The sequence below is a fragment of the Geosporobacter subterraneus DSM 17957 genome (genome assembly GCF_900142145.1).
GTDB lineage: Bacteria > Bacillota > Clostridia > Peptostreptococcales > Thermotaleaceae > Geosporobacter > Geosporobacter subterraneus.
In genome coordinates this window covers 1-15,152 of the sequence record NZ_FQZV01000023.1, presented here as the reverse complement: position 1 = coordinate 15,152, position 15,152 = coordinate 1, and the positions used below count along the sequence as shown (strand labels likewise).

Annotated in this window: 15 protein-coding genes; 13 read left to right on the top strand and 2 right to left on the bottom strand. The window is 42.9% G+C overall.

All coding sequences use genetic code 11. The features are described from left to right. Positions 1 to 41: 41 nt before the first annotated feature. The 12 genes from BUB56_RS09665 to aroD all read left to right on the top strand — a co-directional run bounded on the left by BUB56_RS09665 (position 42) and on the right by aroD (position 12,595). On the top strand, positions 42 to 1,346 hold the full coding sequence (locus BUB56_RS09665; RefSeq protein ID WP_110941113.1) for a helix-turn-helix domain-containing protein: 1,305 nt from the start codon (positions 42 to 44) through the stop codon (positions 1,344 to 1,346). Between the two features lie 24 nt (positions 1,347 to 1,370). Further along, positions 1,371 to 2,435 (top strand): ornithine racemase Orr, encoded by a 1,065-nt coding sequence (orr, locus tag BUB56_RS09660; protein WP_110941112.1) that lies wholly within the window; start codon positions 1,371 to 1,373, stop codon positions 2,433 to 2,435. Between the two features lie 59 nt (positions 2,436 to 2,494). Continuing rightward, entirely contained in the window at positions 2,495 to 3,280 is a 786-nt protein-coding gene (locus tag BUB56_RS09655; protein WP_110941111.1) for an EFR1 family ferrodoxin, read from the top strand. Between the two features lie 381 nt (positions 3,281 to 3,661). Further along, the gene (gene aroF / locus BUB56_RS09650) at positions 3,662 to 4,663 is read left to right on the top strand and encodes a 3-deoxy-7-phosphoheptulonate synthase (protein WP_110941110.1); all 1,002 of its coding nucleotides are present in this window, start codon (positions 3,662 to 3,664) and stop codon (positions 4,661 to 4,663) included. Between the two features lie 25 nt (positions 4,664 to 4,688). Beyond that, complete coding sequence (locus tag BUB56_RS09645) at positions 4,689 to 5,822, top strand: prephenate dehydrogenase (protein WP_110941109.1); 1,134 nt, start codon at positions 4,689 to 4,691, stop codon at positions 5,820 to 5,822. After that, positions 5,800 to 7,077 (top strand): 3-phosphoshikimate 1-carboxyvinyltransferase, encoded by a 1,278-nt coding sequence (aroA, locus tag BUB56_RS09640; protein WP_110941108.1) that lies wholly within the window; start codon positions 5,800 to 5,802, stop codon positions 7,075 to 7,077. The genes BUB56_RS09645 and aroA overlap by 23 nt, the downstream gene beginning before the upstream one ends. Before the next feature lie 14 nt (positions 7,078 to 7,091). Continuing rightward, a complete protein-coding gene (gene pheA, locus BUB56_RS09635) occupies positions 7,092 to 7,946 on the top strand; it encodes a prephenate dehydratase (RefSeq protein ID WP_110941107.1) in 855 nt (284 codons plus the stop codon). Beyond that, the gene (gene aroC / locus BUB56_RS09630; RefSeq protein ID WP_110941106.1) at positions 7,947 to 9,089 is read left to right on the top strand and encodes a chorismate synthase; all 1,143 of its coding nucleotides are present in this window, start codon (positions 7,947 to 7,949) and stop codon (positions 9,087 to 9,089) included. Next, a complete protein-coding gene (gene aroB / locus BUB56_RS09625) occupies positions 9,065 to 10,111 on the top strand; it encodes a 3-dehydroquinate synthase (RefSeq protein ID WP_110941105.1) in 1,047 nt (348 codons plus the stop codon). Before aroC ends, aroB begins: the two co-directional genes overlap by 25 nt. Next, on the top strand, positions 10,105 to 10,995 hold the full coding sequence (gene aroE, locus BUB56_RS09620; RefSeq protein WP_110941104.1) for a shikimate dehydrogenase: 891 nt from the start codon (positions 10,105 to 10,107) through the stop codon (positions 10,993 to 10,995). The genes aroB and aroE overlap by 7 nt, the downstream gene beginning before the upstream one ends. A gap of 13 nt (positions 10,996 to 11,008) precedes the next feature. Next, a complete protein-coding gene (locus BUB56_RS09615; RefSeq protein WP_110941103.1) occupies positions 11,009 to 11,785 on the top strand; it encodes a chorismate mutase in 777 nt (258 codons plus the stop codon). A gap of 36 nt (positions 11,786 to 11,821) precedes the next feature. Then, on the top strand, positions 11,822 to 12,595 hold the full coding sequence (gene aroD, locus BUB56_RS09610; protein ID WP_110941102.1) for a type I 3-dehydroquinate dehydratase: 774 nt from the start codon (positions 11,822 to 11,824) through the stop codon (positions 12,593 to 12,595). A gap of 110 nt (positions 12,596 to 12,705) precedes the next feature. Here the strand turns inward: aroD and BUB56_RS09605 are convergent, their stop codons facing one another. Together BUB56_RS09605 and BUB56_RS09600 are read right to left on the bottom strand one after the other, a co-directional pair. After that, positions 12,706 to 13,659: a hydroxymethylglutaryl-CoA lyase gene (locus BUB56_RS09605; RefSeq protein ID WP_242946277.1), complete on the bottom strand. Its 954-nt coding sequence runs from the start codon at positions 13,657 to 13,659 to the stop codon at positions 12,706 to 12,708. A 73-nt stretch (positions 13,660 to 13,732) separates the two neighbouring features. Continuing rightward, positions 13,733 to 14,551 carry a sugar phosphate isomerase/epimerase family protein gene (locus BUB56_RS09600; RefSeq protein WP_110941101.1) on the bottom strand — a complete coding sequence of 273 codons (819 nt, stop codon included), beginning with the start codon at positions 14,549 to 14,551 and terminating at the stop codon, positions 13,733 to 13,735. A gap of 398 nt (positions 14,552 to 14,949) precedes the next feature. Between BUB56_RS09600 and BUB56_RS09595 the strand changes: the two genes are divergently transcribed. After that, on the top strand, positions 14,950 to 15,152 hold a 203-nt coding region (locus tag BUB56_RS09595), incomplete at its 3' end, for a thiamine pyrophosphate-binding protein (protein WP_242946275.1).

Sequence of the window (15,152 nt, the reverse complement as noted above, 5' to 3'; positions counted from 1 at the left end):
ATATTATAATAATACTTTAATTTTTTGGAGGGCCTCACTGAATGGAGATTCTTAGCTTAGGACAAAAGGTAAAGCTGTATCGGAAAAAGATGAACCTAACCTTAAAGGAATTGGCAGGAGATCGAATTACTGCTGCCCAGATCAGTCATATTGAAAGAGATAAATCCTATCCAAGTCAGGATTTACTGGAATACTTTGCGAAAAAGCTGGGCGTGACGGTAGAGTATCTTGTAGAATCAAAAGAGGCTCAGGTGAAAAAAATATGTGAGGTTAGGCTTTTAGAGGTAGAGACTCTGATTTACAATGAGGAATATCATAAAGCCGGTAAAATCGTTGAGTGGGTCATAAAATTAGTAGAGGAGCATGGGATTGTAGACCTGGAGGGACTTGCCAAACATTTAATGGGTCAAATCTATATTCGGCTGAAGAATTATAAAGAAGCCGCCCATTATTTAGAAGAGAGCATTCGGGCCTATTCCAGCTTTGGTGATCATGAAGGGGTTATTAAGAGCTATTTGCAGCTTGGTCTGGTGTACTATCATAAGAATTATTTCCATTCTGCGTTAGATAAATATAACCAAGCAGAGCTCATTTTGAAAAAAAATAATATTTATAATCTGGAGCTCAGCTATAAGACCTTTTTTAATATTTCCCTATGTTATGTTGGCTTAGGTCAGGGAAATAGTGCGCTGGATTATGCCTTAAAGGTAAAGGAAGTCCAGGAAAAAATGGAAAACCACCAGGATCAGGGAAAAACCTTGACCCTACTGGCTACCGGATATATGGAAAGCGGAGATCTCCAGGCAGCAAAGGAATGTTTGCAGCAGGCATTGAGCATATACAGAAAAGAAAATGAAAAGAAAGAGATTGCCTTTATCGAAAATAATCTGGGACATATTTACCGAAAAACAGGAAAATATGAAGAGGCATTACATCATCTGGAGAAAGCCTATAGACTAAAGAAGGAAATAGGGGATACAACCCTTCCAAATACTATTTTTGAATATGTGCAGTACTATATGGAGCAAAAGGATTATGAGAAAGCAGAGGCTTTGATTCAGGAAGCCCTTTCCTATGCAAAAGGATACCAACGGGAATTGCATAGAGTAGATGCCCTTCGCCACTTAGCACAAATTCAAAGGCGTAAACAGGATTATGACAAAGCCATTGCTGCAGTAGAAGAGGGTGTAGAAATACTGCAGAAAATGCAGCTGCCAAAACAACTGGCTGCCAGCTATCTGGACTTGGCGGAGTTATATGGAGAGGTAGGAGAAGAAAAAAGGAGCGTGGCTTTTTATCAAAAAGGGATAGAAATTTTTAAGAAGACAGGTGTAATCAATATGTAGATATGAATAAAGGGGGCATTGATCATGGGATATCCAAGACTGGAAATCAATTTAGAAAAAATTCGTCACAATGTTAGCAGACTGACTGCCCAATGCAGTGAGAAAGGAATTGAAATCGCAGCAGTAACGAAGGTTTTCTGTGGTGATCCTAAAATTGCAAAAGTTTTGGTGGAAGCAGGAGCAACGATGCTGGCCGATTCCAGGATACAAAATATAAAAAAAATGAAGGAGCTTCCCGTTCCCAAGATGCTGTTGAGAATACCAATGCTTAGTGAACTTGAGGATTTAGTGGAATATGTAGATGTTAGCCTTCAATCAGAAGTTGAGTGCATTCGCAGGGTATCTGAGGAGGCCCTCAAAAAAAATAAAGTTCATGATATATTGCTGATGGTAGATTTAGGTGATCTTAGGGAAGGCTGCTGGGAGGATGAAGTAGAAGACATCTTAGAAGCAGTGGTGGAGCTTCAAGGTGTTCGTTTAGCAGGGATTGGTGCGAATTTTGGCTGTTATGGCGGCGTGATTCCTGAGCGCCATACCTTAGAAAAGCTGTTAGGCATCAAGGACAAAATAGAAAGCAGATGGGGCTTGCAGCTGGGGATTATCTCCGGGGGAAACTCCAATAGCCTCCACCTGTTGTGGGAAGATCAGATTCCTGAAGGCATTAATCAATTGAGATTAGGAGAGCCCATCGTTTTGGGAATAGAAGATGTCTATAATGTACCTATCGATGGTCTATATCAGGATGCCTTCCGTCTGTTCGGGCAGGTAGTGGAAGTGAAGGAAAAGCCTTCTGTACCCATTGGGAAAAGAGGGATTGACGCTTTTGGAAAGGTGCCCACTTTTGTGGATCGGGGTATCCGTAAAAGAGCGATTGTAGCGATGGGAAGACAGGATATTTTACTGGATGGTATACAACCTAAAGAGAAAGAGCTGATATTACTAGGGGCAAGCAGTGACCATTTGCTGGTAGATGTGACCGATGCCAAAACTGCGGTGAAGCTAGGAGATATTCTGGAGTTTACCATGAGCTATGGAGGACTTTTATCAGCTATGACCTCGGCCTATGTCCATAAGATCATGATAGAGTAAAACAGACTTTTTCATTCATAGGACGTATATTGAGTGAGAGATTCGGAGGGGTGTTATGGATGAAAAAGCAGATTATATTATATTATTTCACGGGGACTGGTAATTCGCTGCGGATCGCCCAGGTGATGCAAAGCATGTTTCAAAAAGAGGGGCTAAAAGTGAGTCTGTTAAATATAGCGGAAGAAAAGACCCTGCTCTTAGATCTAAATCATGCCATAGTAGGTTTTTGCTATCCCGTATATAGCTTTGGTATGCCGAGAATCGTAAAAAATTTCATGGAAAAAATGCCAAAGGCCAGTGGTACCGAGGTCTTCTTAGGGGCTACCAATGGCGGAGGAATCGGAAGCGCTGTAATTCAAGGCTGGAAGCTGCTGGAGAAAAAGGGTTATGTGCTCTTAGACAGCGAATCCATTGAAATGCCAAATAATTATGTGGTAGGCCGCATCCCGGAGGAAGAGGAGTGCAGAAAACAGGTCCGGGCAGGAGAAGCTAAGGCAGAAGCCTTTGTTCAAAGACTGTTGGCTGGAGGAACAAAACATATTGCAAAAACAGGAGGGCTTAAGGGCCTGCTGATGGCTGCAGCCAGCCGCGGTTTTACCCGATATTTGCCATCCATGGCAAAAAAATTTCATACAGATGAGAACTGTAATGAGTGTGGATATTGTGAAACCATTTGCCCAACGAAGAGTATTATTCTCATGGAAGGTGAGCCAAAGTGGCTGGATACCTGTGAACAGTGCTTCCGATGTATCAATTATTGTCCCCGGGAGTCGATTCAAACCTATGGGAAAACAAAAGGAAAAAGAAGATATAAGCTGCTGCCCTTTCAAGAGGGGCAAAAGTAGAAATTAGAAGCATAATAAATATATCATGCATAAAATATTTTTTTTACTGTTGACAAAGAAATATTTCTTGCATACAATTGTATAAACTTAGAAAAAATAAAATTAGGGTGATGAAGATGTTAGAGAAAATTAGAAAGGGATGCAAACTTTATATCGGTTTTTATTTTTACTGGGGCTTTTACTTTTTTAGCGCTGGGTTTTTTGCATGGAATAAAAATCGATATGAAACCGCCTTTCTAAGAAAATCTTTGTACCCTATGGGTGCATGCAGCTACACTTAAAAGTATACCCTTATACTTTTTTAAAAGAGACTCTTAGAATAGAGTCTCTTTTTTTATCGAAAATGCGGAAAAGCATGTAAAAATTAAGGAGGTATTGGAGATGGTAATTGTGATGAAATCAAAAGCACCAAAAGAAGAGATTGAAAGAATCAAAAAAAAGATGGAAAGCCTGGGTTGTCAGGTTCAGCTCACGGAAGGAGAAAATCAAAGTATTTTAGGCCTGATTGGAGATACCCGAAAGATTGACCCCAGTCAGATTCAGGCCAATGAGCATGTTGAAAAGGTCCTGCGGGTGCAGCACCCCTTCAAGCTGGCCAGCCGGATGTTCCATCCTGAAGATACAATTGTAAAGGTCGGAAACCAACAGATCGGCGGAGGCAACATCGTTGTCATGGCAGGACCCTGTGCCGTAGAAAGTGAAGAACAGCTGATGACCATTGCCAGAATCGTAAAGGAGCACGGGGCCCATATGCTGAGAGGCGGTGCCTTCAAGCCTAGAACATCACCCTACAGCTTCCAGGGGTTGGGGGAAGAGGGCTTAAAGCTTTTGAGGAAGGCAAAAGAGGAAACAGGAATGCCCATTGTAACAGAGGTCATGTGTCTGGAAACCTTTGATGTGGTAGCAGAGTATACAGATATTCTACAAATCGGAGCGAGAAACATGCAGAATTTTGCCCTGCTAAAAAAAGCAGGAAAATCAAAAATACCAGTATTGTTAAAAAGAGGATTAAGCGCAACCATAGAAGAATTCTTAATGTCGGCAGAATACATTATGTCTGAGGGAAATCCTAACGTAATTCTTTGTGAAAGAGGGATCAGAACCTTTGAGACTTACACCCGCAATACCCTGGACTTAAGTGCTATTCCGGTTATTAAAGAAGTAAGCCACTTGCCGATCATTGTAGACCCCAGCCATGCTACAGGAAAGTGGGCCATGGTGGAACCATTATCCAGAGCGGCTATAGCCGTAGGAGCAGACGGATTAATCATAGAAGTACATCATCAGCCAGAGCTGGCTTTATCTGACGGAGCCCAATCCTTAAAGCCTGAGAAATTCGGAAAACTAATGCATGCAGTCAAGAGAATTGCTGCTTTAGTATAAGCAGTTCAGAAAGGAAGCAGAGGCGATGGACTTTTTTAATAAAATTACTTTTATTGGCTTAGGATTGATTGGCGGATCTATGGCAGCGGCACTGAAAAGACGAGGATATAAGGGTGAGATCTGTGGCTATGATGCTTTGCCGGATAGCAGAGAAGAAGCAAAAAAAATGGGCATTATAGATCATGGGGCAAATACACTGCAGGAGGCTGTAGCTGAAGCAGAGCTGGTGGTGCTGTGTACTCCCATTGCCGCCTATCCTCAAATTCTTAGAAAAACAGCTCCCTTTCTAAGGAGAGAAGCGATCTTAACGGACGTAGGGAGTGTAAAAGGCTGTGTAGGAGAGCTGGTAAACCAACATGTCCACCGGGACATTCAGTTTATTGGAGGACATCCCATGGCAGGGTCAGAAAAAGGAGGCTTAAAGGCTGCCAGCGCAACGCTGTTTGAAAACGCCTATTACTTTTTAACCCCTGGGCAGCATACAGCGAGAGAAACGGTAACGAAGCTGGAATCCTTCGTAAAGGCTATAGGGGCATATCCTGTAGTAGTAGGACAGCGGGAGCATGATAAAATTACTGCTAGAATCAGTCATATTCCCCATTTGGCTGCAGTACTGCTGACCAATCTTTTGGATCATGAGGGAGGCATCAACAGCGTTGCCTTTGCGGGAGGCGGCTTCCGTGATACTACACGGATTGCATCAGGGAATCCCGCCATGTGGAAGGATATATTTTTTTATAATAAGGAGGAGATCCTATTAGGGATTGAAAGCCTGGAAAGCATGCTGAAGGAATTCAGAGAACTGCTGAAGGAAAAACAAGAGGGAAAGGTATTAGACCTTTTAAATAAAGCAAAATTTATCCGGGATGGGGTTCCAAAAGGGATGCCGGACTACATGCCTCCCTTGTTTGATATCGTGGTGGATGTAGAAGACCGCCCCGGGGTGCTGGGAGAATTAACCCGTCTTATAGGTGAAAATCATATGAATATCAAAGAAATAGAAATCCTCCATGCCAGGGAAGGAGAGCAAGGGGCCGTAAGAATGGGCTTTGCCACAGCCATGGAACAGAAACAGGCTTTCTCGGTGTTGAGAGGAGGCGGCTTTCCAAGGACATATATGAAAGGGGAAAAAAATGATGCTTACAGTGAATCCTGTTGATAGAATACAGGGAAAGATAAAAGTTCCCGGAGACAAATCCATATCTCATAGAGCCGTAATGCTGGCAAGTATTGCTAAGGGGAAAAGCACCATCGAGGGTTTTCTGCCCGGTGAAGACTGTCTGAGTACAGTGGAATGCTGCAGGGGGCTAGGAGTGGAGATCCGAAGAGAGGGTACATCCCTGGAGGTTGATGGAAAAGGACTGGATGGGCTAAGGGAACCGGAAAACCTATTGGATGCGGGTAATTCGGGCACTACCATGCGACTCTTATCTGGGATACTGGCGGGGCAGCCCTTCCTATCGGTGATTACGGGAGACGGATCCCTAAGAAAGCGTCCCATGGCAAGAATTGCAAATCCATTACGGCAAATGGGAGCAAAGATAGACGGCCGTGCCGATGGAAAGCTGGCTCCGCTGATTATTCGGGGTGGTAGTTTAACCGCCATCGACTATACTTTACCCGTTCCCAGTGCCCAAGTAAAATCTGCTGTTCTATTGGCTGGACTCTATGCATCGGGAGAAACCATTGTACGGGAAGAGTTTTTATCCAGGGACCACACAGAAAGGATGCTGCAATTCTTTGGCGGAAATCTGGAACGTAGGGCAGGCAGTGTCATTTTAAGAAAGTCAGAGCTCTTTGGACAGCCAGTGAAGGTACCGGGGGATATCTCCTCAGCGGCCTTCTTCATGGCAGCGGCAGCAGCCATGCCGGGAGCCCATCTGATCATCGAAGATGTGGGATTAAATCCAACTCGAACAGGGATCATAGATGTGCTCAGAGAAATGGGGGCCAGTATCCAGATCGATAACCTCTACAGTAGTGGAGGAGAAGACATAGGCCGAGTAATCATTGAAGGCAGAAAGCTGAGAGGCATTACTATAACAAAGGAAATCATGCCCCGCTTGATTGATGAGGTACCGGTTATAGCAGCTATTGCAGCTCTGGCAGAAGGAACCATGCGCATTACGGGAGCAGAAGAATTAAAGGTGAAGGAATCTAACCGAATTGCAGCTATGGTTACAGAATTGAATAAGTTAGGCATTCAGGCGGAAGAACTGGAAGATGGGATGGAAATCACAGGATCCGGTAAAATCAGCGGAGGCTTAGTAGAAAGCTACGGAGATCACCGAATAGCCATGGCCATGGCTATCTGCGGATTATTTGCTGAAGGACCTGTAAAAATACAGAACAGTGAATGTATTGCAGTATCCTTTCCCGGCTTTGAAAAAACACTGGCAGCAATTACGGTTTAATTAGGGGGATCATTATGGAAATGGGATACTTGGGGCCAGAAGGCTCCTATAGTCACGGAGCCGCGCTGGCCTATGGATCAGAAGTTACAGGGATTCCTATGCAGAGCTTCTCAGAAATATTTGAAGCTGTGGAAGCTGGTAAAATAAAAATGGGTATACTGCCCATCGAAAATTCTACAGAAGGGGCCGTCACCATGGTGATGGATGGCCTGATTCATACAAAAAGGATTCAGATCATTGGGGAGCTGGTATTTGAAATTCGGCATCATTTATTAAGTATAGGAAAAAATACGGAGGAGCTTCAGGTTGTATTATCCCACCCTCAGGCATTGGAACAATGCCGTGAGTTTTTCCGCAAGAACTATCCAAACATCCGGCTTTTAGCCTGTGAGAGCTCTTCCCAGGCATGTATTGCAGCAAAAAATAAGGGTCCATCTTACGGCGCCATCGGAAATAAGCTGGCGGGGGAAAGATATGGGCTAAATATTCTTTCCGATCAGGTGCAGGATAATCTAATGAATCAAACCCGATTTATTGTGATAGGCAGAGAGGATACAAAGGCCACGGGGAGAGATAAAACCTCTATCGCCTTCTCCTTTCACGATGATCATCCCGGAAGCCTGTACGAGGTTTTGCGGGAATTTGCCAAAGATAATATTAACCTCACACGGATTGAATCCCGTCCGGCAAAGGCGGAACTGGGAAAGTATGTCTTTTACATTGATTTTCACGGACATAAAAATGATCCCAAAATCCAAGGGATATTAAAAAGTATTGAAAAAATCACCAGATGGGTAAAAATATTAGGATCATATCCTCTTGGTGATGAAGAGGGAATGCAGCAGAAGACAAGAGTAGGGGTGGTATAGTTGCTAAGGATTTTAACGGCAGGGGAATCTCATGGAAAAAGCCTGGCAGGCATCATAGAAGGATTTCCTTCTAATGTAGCCATCAATATTGATGAAATTCATCAGGATTTGGCAAGAAGGCAGCAGGGTTACGGCCGGGGTGGACGGATGAAAATAGAACAAGATCGAATAGAGATCCTATCAGGCGTCCGTGACGGGAAAACACTGGGAAGTCCTATTGCATTTCTGATTAGAAACAAGGATTATGAGAACTGGGAGTCCTACATGGACCCTATGGAGGCTGACACAGAAACAAAAAAGGTTACCAATCCAAGGCCAGGCCATGCGGATCTAATAGGAGCATTAAAATATGGGTTTGAAGATGTTCGAAATGTGTTGGAGCGCAGCAGCGCCAGAGAGACGGCTGTAAGGGTAGCTGCAGGCAGCTTTGTAAAACAGCTGCTAAAGAATTTCCAAATCCAATCAGCAGTCCATGTTACTGCCATTGGAGAGATCGCTGTTAATGAAAAGCCTCGAAGCTTTGAGGAAATCTGGGAAGCGGAGGACTCTCCTGTAAGGTGTGTTGATCCGGTCATCGGACAGCGCATGATGGAAACCATAGATGCAGCAAAGAAAGAGGGGGATTCCTTAGGGGGAATTTTCGAAATTTATATTCAAGGGCTTCCTGTGGGCTTGGGCAGTTACGTACAGTGGGATCGAAAGCTGGATGCCAAGCTGGCCTATGCCCTTATGAGTATACAGGCCATCAAGGGTGTGGAATTTGGATATGGCTTTAAGAATGCACAGAAGCCAGGTTCCCAAGTCCACGATGAAATTTTTTACGAAAAAGAAAAGGGCATTTACCGGGTTACCAACCATGCGGGGGGTATTGAAGGGGGTATGACCAATGGACAACCCATCGTGATCCGCTGTGCTATGAAGCCTATACCAACATTATGTAAACCACTAAGAACCATAGATATTCAGACAGGGGAAGCCGTTGAAGCGTCAGTGGAGCGAAGCGATACCTGTGCAGTACCCGCAGCTTCCGTAGTAGGAGAGATGGCAGCCTTAACGGTGATCGGAGAAGAGTTTATTCGGAAGTTTGGCGGAGATTCACTAGAGGAGATGAGGCAGAGATGGAAAGACTGCAAATCAATTTAGGAGAGAGAAGCTATCCTATTTATATCGGCGAAGGATTATTCTCGAGGCTTCAGGAAATCAAACCCACTGGGGACCGATATCTGCTGCTGACGGACCAAAATGTGGATGTTTATTATGGTGATCTGGTGATGACTGCCATAGGCAGAGAAAAGTGCCATAAGTATATCATAGCACCGGGAGAAAGCAGCAAGACCATGGAAACCGTGATCCAAATCCTTTCCTATATGCTGGACTGTCAGTTTACCCGAAAATCAGTGATCATTGCCCTCGGCGGGGGAGTAGTAGGGGATATTGCAGGCTTTTGTGCATCTATCTATATGCGGGGAATTCATTGGATACAACTTCCTACCACACTTCTCGCCCAGGTAGACAGCAGTGTAGGCGGTAAAACCGGGGTCAATATGCCCCAAGGGAAGAATGTGATCGGCAGCTTTTACCAGCCTCAGGTGGTTGTCATCGATACCGATGTTTTAAAAACCTTGCCTAGACGGGAATTGATCAGCGGTATCGGAGAAGTGATCAAATATGGTATTATTTGTGATTATAATTTTTTTTCTTACATTCACAACCATCTCCCGTCCCTCTTAACCTTGGAAAAGGATATTTTAGAAAAAGTTATTTACCGTTGCTGCAAAATGAAGGCGGAGGTGGTTGCAGCCGATGAACGGGAAGGTGGATTGCGAAAAATATTAAACTTCGGACATACTTTTGGCCATGGCCTTGAAGCGGCTGCCAACTATGAGTACTATACTCACGGAGAAGCGGTATTGATCGGGATGATGGTGGAATCAAAGATAGCATTAGGTATGGATTGGATCGATGAAACTTACTATAAAGAAATAACAGAGGCTATTGAAAAAACAGGGATTTCCCTTGATATAAGCCATATGGACAGGGAGCTGCTGCTGGAAAAAATGCTGAGAGACAAGAAGAATCAAGAAAATAAGATTTCCTTTATCCTTCCCAAAGGAAAGGGAAAAGTACAGGAAGTGCTGCTGCCAAAGGAGGCAGTAGTATGGTAGAAGGAACAGGGGGAAGGAATGTGATCAATACAAAAATCAAAGGAAGCACCTGTCTATATGCTGTGATTGGTGACCCTATTTCTCATAGTATATCACCGGAGCTTCATAACCAAATCTTTGAGCGAATGGGTGTAAATAAAGCCTATATACCCATACGAATCAGACCGCAGGATTTGCAGAATGGAATTCCTTTACTTCGGGATAATATTAAGGGCTTTAACGTAACCATTCCCCATAAACAGGAAATTATGAAATATCTAGATGATTTAGACGAACGGGCCAGGGCTTATGGTGCAGTGAATACGGTAAAGATTGAAGATGGCAAACTGAAAGGTTATAATACGGATGGATTAGGCTTTATGATGAGCCTTGAAAGAGAAAATATTGACCTTGAGCATAAAAGAATATTGTTGGCAGGTGCAGGGGGATCGGCCAGGGTGGTAGCCTATGAGCTGCTCCACAAGGGATGCAGCCTTACCATTGCCAACCGCAGCGAAAAAAGAGGGCAGCAGTTAGCCGCTGAACTGGAGAAGAGTACCGGAAGCGGGAAGGTAAAGTCTTGTAGAATAGAGGATATACAACCCGGCTATGACATTATCATCAATGCAACACCGGTGGGGATGCATCCCTTTATAGACGAAATGCCCATAAAGGAAGAACTCTTAGAGGGTGCGTCTTTGGTATATGATTTGGTTTACAATCCGGATCAAACCAAGCTGTTGAGAACTGCTGCAGAGAAGAGGATCAAAACCATCAACGGTTTTCCTATGTTATTTTATCAAGCGATCAAGGCACAGGAGATCTGGCTGGGAGAAACGCTTAGGGATGATATTACCGATGGGGTTTTTATAGAGATGAAAGAATATTTATTGAAAAAAAGATAATGGAGGGTTTACATTGAAAATAATTCAGGAGATTCGAAAGGAGATTGATCAGTGCGACGAAATACTGATTGAAGCCTTTGAAAAAAGAATGGAACTGGTACTAAAGGTACTTCAGTATAAAACGAGAGAAGGTATGCCTATATTAGACAGCTCTAGGGAAGAAGAAATCATTTCCCATGCGGTAAAGAGCCTAAAAAATAAAGAGTTTGAAAAAGAAATCGAAGAGTTTATGAAAAGCATGCTGACCATCAGCCGCAAAATGCAATCCATAAGATTGTTTCCTTATAATATTGTGCTGATCGGTTTCATGGGAACAGGAAAAACTGCTATTGGAGACAGATTATCACAGCTTTTGAGAATGGATACCATTGACACCGATGTCTTAATTGAACGACAGATGAAAACCTCAATTTCCAAGATGTTTGAAGAGCATGGTGAAAAGTATTTCAGACAAATTGAAAAGGATATGGTAAAAAGGGTAAGCCTCAGAAAAAATACCATTATTTCCTGTGGCGGCGGGGTGGTGCTGGATTCGGAGAATGTAGAACATTTAAAGGAAACAGGAAAGATTGTTTTGCTCAGTGCACAGCCGGAGATTATTTATGAAAGGGTAAAGAATGATCAAAATCTGCCGGTTTTAAAGGGGAATATGACGGTTGAATTTATTACAAAGAAAATGGAGGAGAGAAAGGATAAGTATGAATCCGCTGCAGATATTATCGTAGATACCTCCCATAAGGATAAGGAAGAGATTTGCCAGGAAATTGTCTACAAGCTTTTAAAAAGCTAAAAAACTAAACTTCTAAGTATAAGGAGGCATCCATAAATGAGTAAGTCCGTAAGAGTTATTGAAGTTAAAGGCAGAAGGATTGGCGGCGACCGGCTTCAAATCTGTGTACCCCTGGTGGCCAAGACTGAAGCTGAGCTGCTTAAGGAAGCTTCATCGATTGCGGCCTTAAAACCGGATTTGGTTGAATGGAGAGTAGATTTTTTAGAGGTTGTTGAAAGTATACCTGATGTTTTGGATATCCTTTTGCAACTGAGAAATAGGCTATTGGAGTATCCAATTATTTTTACCTGTAGAACCCATCTAGAGGGTGGATATCGGAGTATTGATGAAAATATACGGCTTCAACTGATCAAAAAGGCAATAAAAAGTGGACGAATAGATATGGTAGATATTGAATTGATCAGCGGAGAGAAAGTAATTCAGGATATTATAGATACAGCCAGGCTTAATCATGTTTATGTAATTCTATCGAATCATGACTTTCAAAAAACCCCGCCCATTAACACCATGGTGGAAAGACTAAAAAAAGCTCAAGATCTAGGGGCAGATATTGCGAAAATTGCTGTGATGCCCAACTCCATGGAGGATGTTCTGAATCTATTGTATGCAACTAACAGTATGAAGGAACAGTATGCTCATATACCTATCATTACCATGGCGATGTCAGGAAAAGGTCTGATAACAAGAATTGGAGGAGGCATCTTTGGTTCAGCCGTTACCTTTGGCGCTGGAAAAGCAGCATCTGCTCCCGGGCAGATTGCCAAGGAAGAATTAGAAACAGCCATCGAGATATTGTATAAAAACTTGTAAATTACTTTAGGCAAGGATCAGCTTGGATTGAAAACTGTACAAGGACTATGAAATAAAGAAATAAGTTAACCCGAGAACGATGTATTTATACAAGTAGTCTCGGGTTTTTCTTACCTGTTATTTTGCCGCTGAGCTTTAATATTTGTTAGATCCTCACAGCGACCCGCTTTTAAAACATAACTGGCTACTTCATGGCCAACCATTTCCTTAGCACGCCTCGCTGTGGCAATTGCCTTCGATAAATCTACACCTGTATTAATATTCATCTCATGGAGCATGTGTATTACATCCTCTGTTGGAACATTGCCAGTTGCATCAGGGATATAAGGACACCCTCCAAGACCTGCAAAAGCACCATCAAAGATGGTGATACCTGCCTGAATACCGGCCAAAATATTGCTTAAGGCCATATCCCGAGTATTGTGAAAATGTAAAATCCACTTTACTTCAGGAAAGGTTTTGACCATATAGCTTCCAACTTCATACACCTGACGTGGATTTGCCATGCCTGTAGCATCCGATAAGGACAATTCCGTAATACCCAGTTTCAAATACTCTCTTACGATCTTTTCAATTTGTGCTGCAGGTATTCTGCCTTCAAAGGAGCAACCCCAAGCAGAGGATAATGCACCGGACAGACTTAGGTTGTGCTTTGCAGCATATTCTACACAAGGGATAAAGCCCGCCATCATTTCCAATGGGGTTTGGTTAAAGTTATTGATACAGTGGGATTCGCTTACGGATAGGGTGAGCTTTGCCTTCGTCAGTCCAGCAGCATGGGCTCGTTCTAAGCCCTTGAGATTAGGGACCAAGGCTCTATACTCTACCCCGTCAACCTTTTTCATTCGTTGTATAAGCTTTTCTGTATCTGCCATTTGGGGGATGGCTTTCGGATGAACAAAAGAACCTACTTCAATAATCTTAATACCCGATGCAACCACCATATCCAATAACTCTAATTTTTCATCTATGCTGAGAAGAACCTTCTCATTTTGTAGACCGTCCCGCAAGCCAACTTCACAAATAGTCACTTTATCTGGCCATAGCATCTTTGAATTTTCCATACTATATCAACCTTTCTTTACAGATCCTTCAGCGAAAAAAGGAAAGGAAAAGCTTTGATATAACTCTGAAGGTCTATCCGCGGGGATGTGCATCTAAGTAGTTTTTAGCAGATTCTATACATCGGCGTGCATGCTCTGCATAACCAAAAGTCTTCGCATTTTCTATGTTGGGCAGCTCAATAGAGTATACCATTTCGGGCATATTATTAATGATGCTGGCAACGTCAATACCGCCTTCTCCTACATAAGAACGGGCTTCCCGAAGAATCCGGGTCATTTCATCTTTCTCAGTAGGAATCTCTCCAGGTGCATCACAGATATGTGCAAAATGAAACCATTCCCGTGGCAACGACTGAAGCTGTGTCACACAATCTCCTGCTCGATGGAAGTGATGGGTATCTATCATAAGACCAGCGTTTTCCCGATTGACAGCATGAAGTACATCTACTGCGCCTGCCAGCGTATTTACACTGGCAATAGGAACGTATTCCAAATCCACAGTCAAACCAAATTGCTTTGCCAGATCACAAAGTTCTGCAAATTTTTCAATATAAAAATCACGGTCAGGGGTCCAAATACTGCTTAGAACAGCCTTTCCTCCAAGTTGGGCAGCTATTTCCATTGCTGGCAGGTATCTTTTAGGATCTACGCCTTCGTAAATACGAGCTAGTTCAATATCATGCAGCTTGACTCCTGTATCCGCTAAAGCTCTTTTAGTCTGTTTCAGCATTTCTTTGTTTGCGGCCAGGTCGTAATTAGGCTCTCCAGGAAGGCCCATGTAAATAGGACGTATGCTGACATAATCATATCCAGTCATGGCTGCGATATAGGTCATTTCCGGTGGGGGACATCCTAGCACAGTAAGATGTGCTAAAGAAAATTGTCTTTTCATCTTCTTACTCCTCTCGAGTTCCGTCAGATGGAATTTGGTTTTATCAAATGGATTTTAAGAAAATTATATTTAAATTACCGATCATTGTCAATACTCCTGTTTCTGTGTGATAAAAGAATATCATCTGTTGCAACTAAAGGGTTTAGGCAGTTAAAAGAAAGGATTTGATAAAAGAAAAGTTTGAAAAAATATTTAATCTCTGAATTTATAAAATGTTTTGATGTGGTAGATTGACAGTCAAAAAAAAAAGTGTTAGACTAAAACCAAGTTCCAATAAAAAGAACAAGGTTCCGCAGAATGGAACATCTGAAACAATCTAAAGCGCAAATGGATATAAAGAAGTGCAGATTTACAGATCAAAAAAGCAATGGGTCTGACTTTTGAAAGGAGAGAAAGCAGTGAAGAAATTAGTAGCCTATGCACTAACAGAGTACTTAGAAAGGCAAGGGGTAGAGTATGTATTCGGATTGTGCGGTCACACGGTAATCGGGATGCTGGATGCCCTAGAGAAGAGCAAATTAAAATTCATCTCTGTACGCCATGAGCAAGTTGCAGCCCATGCAGCTGACGGATATGCAAGAACAAGCGGAAAACCGGGAGT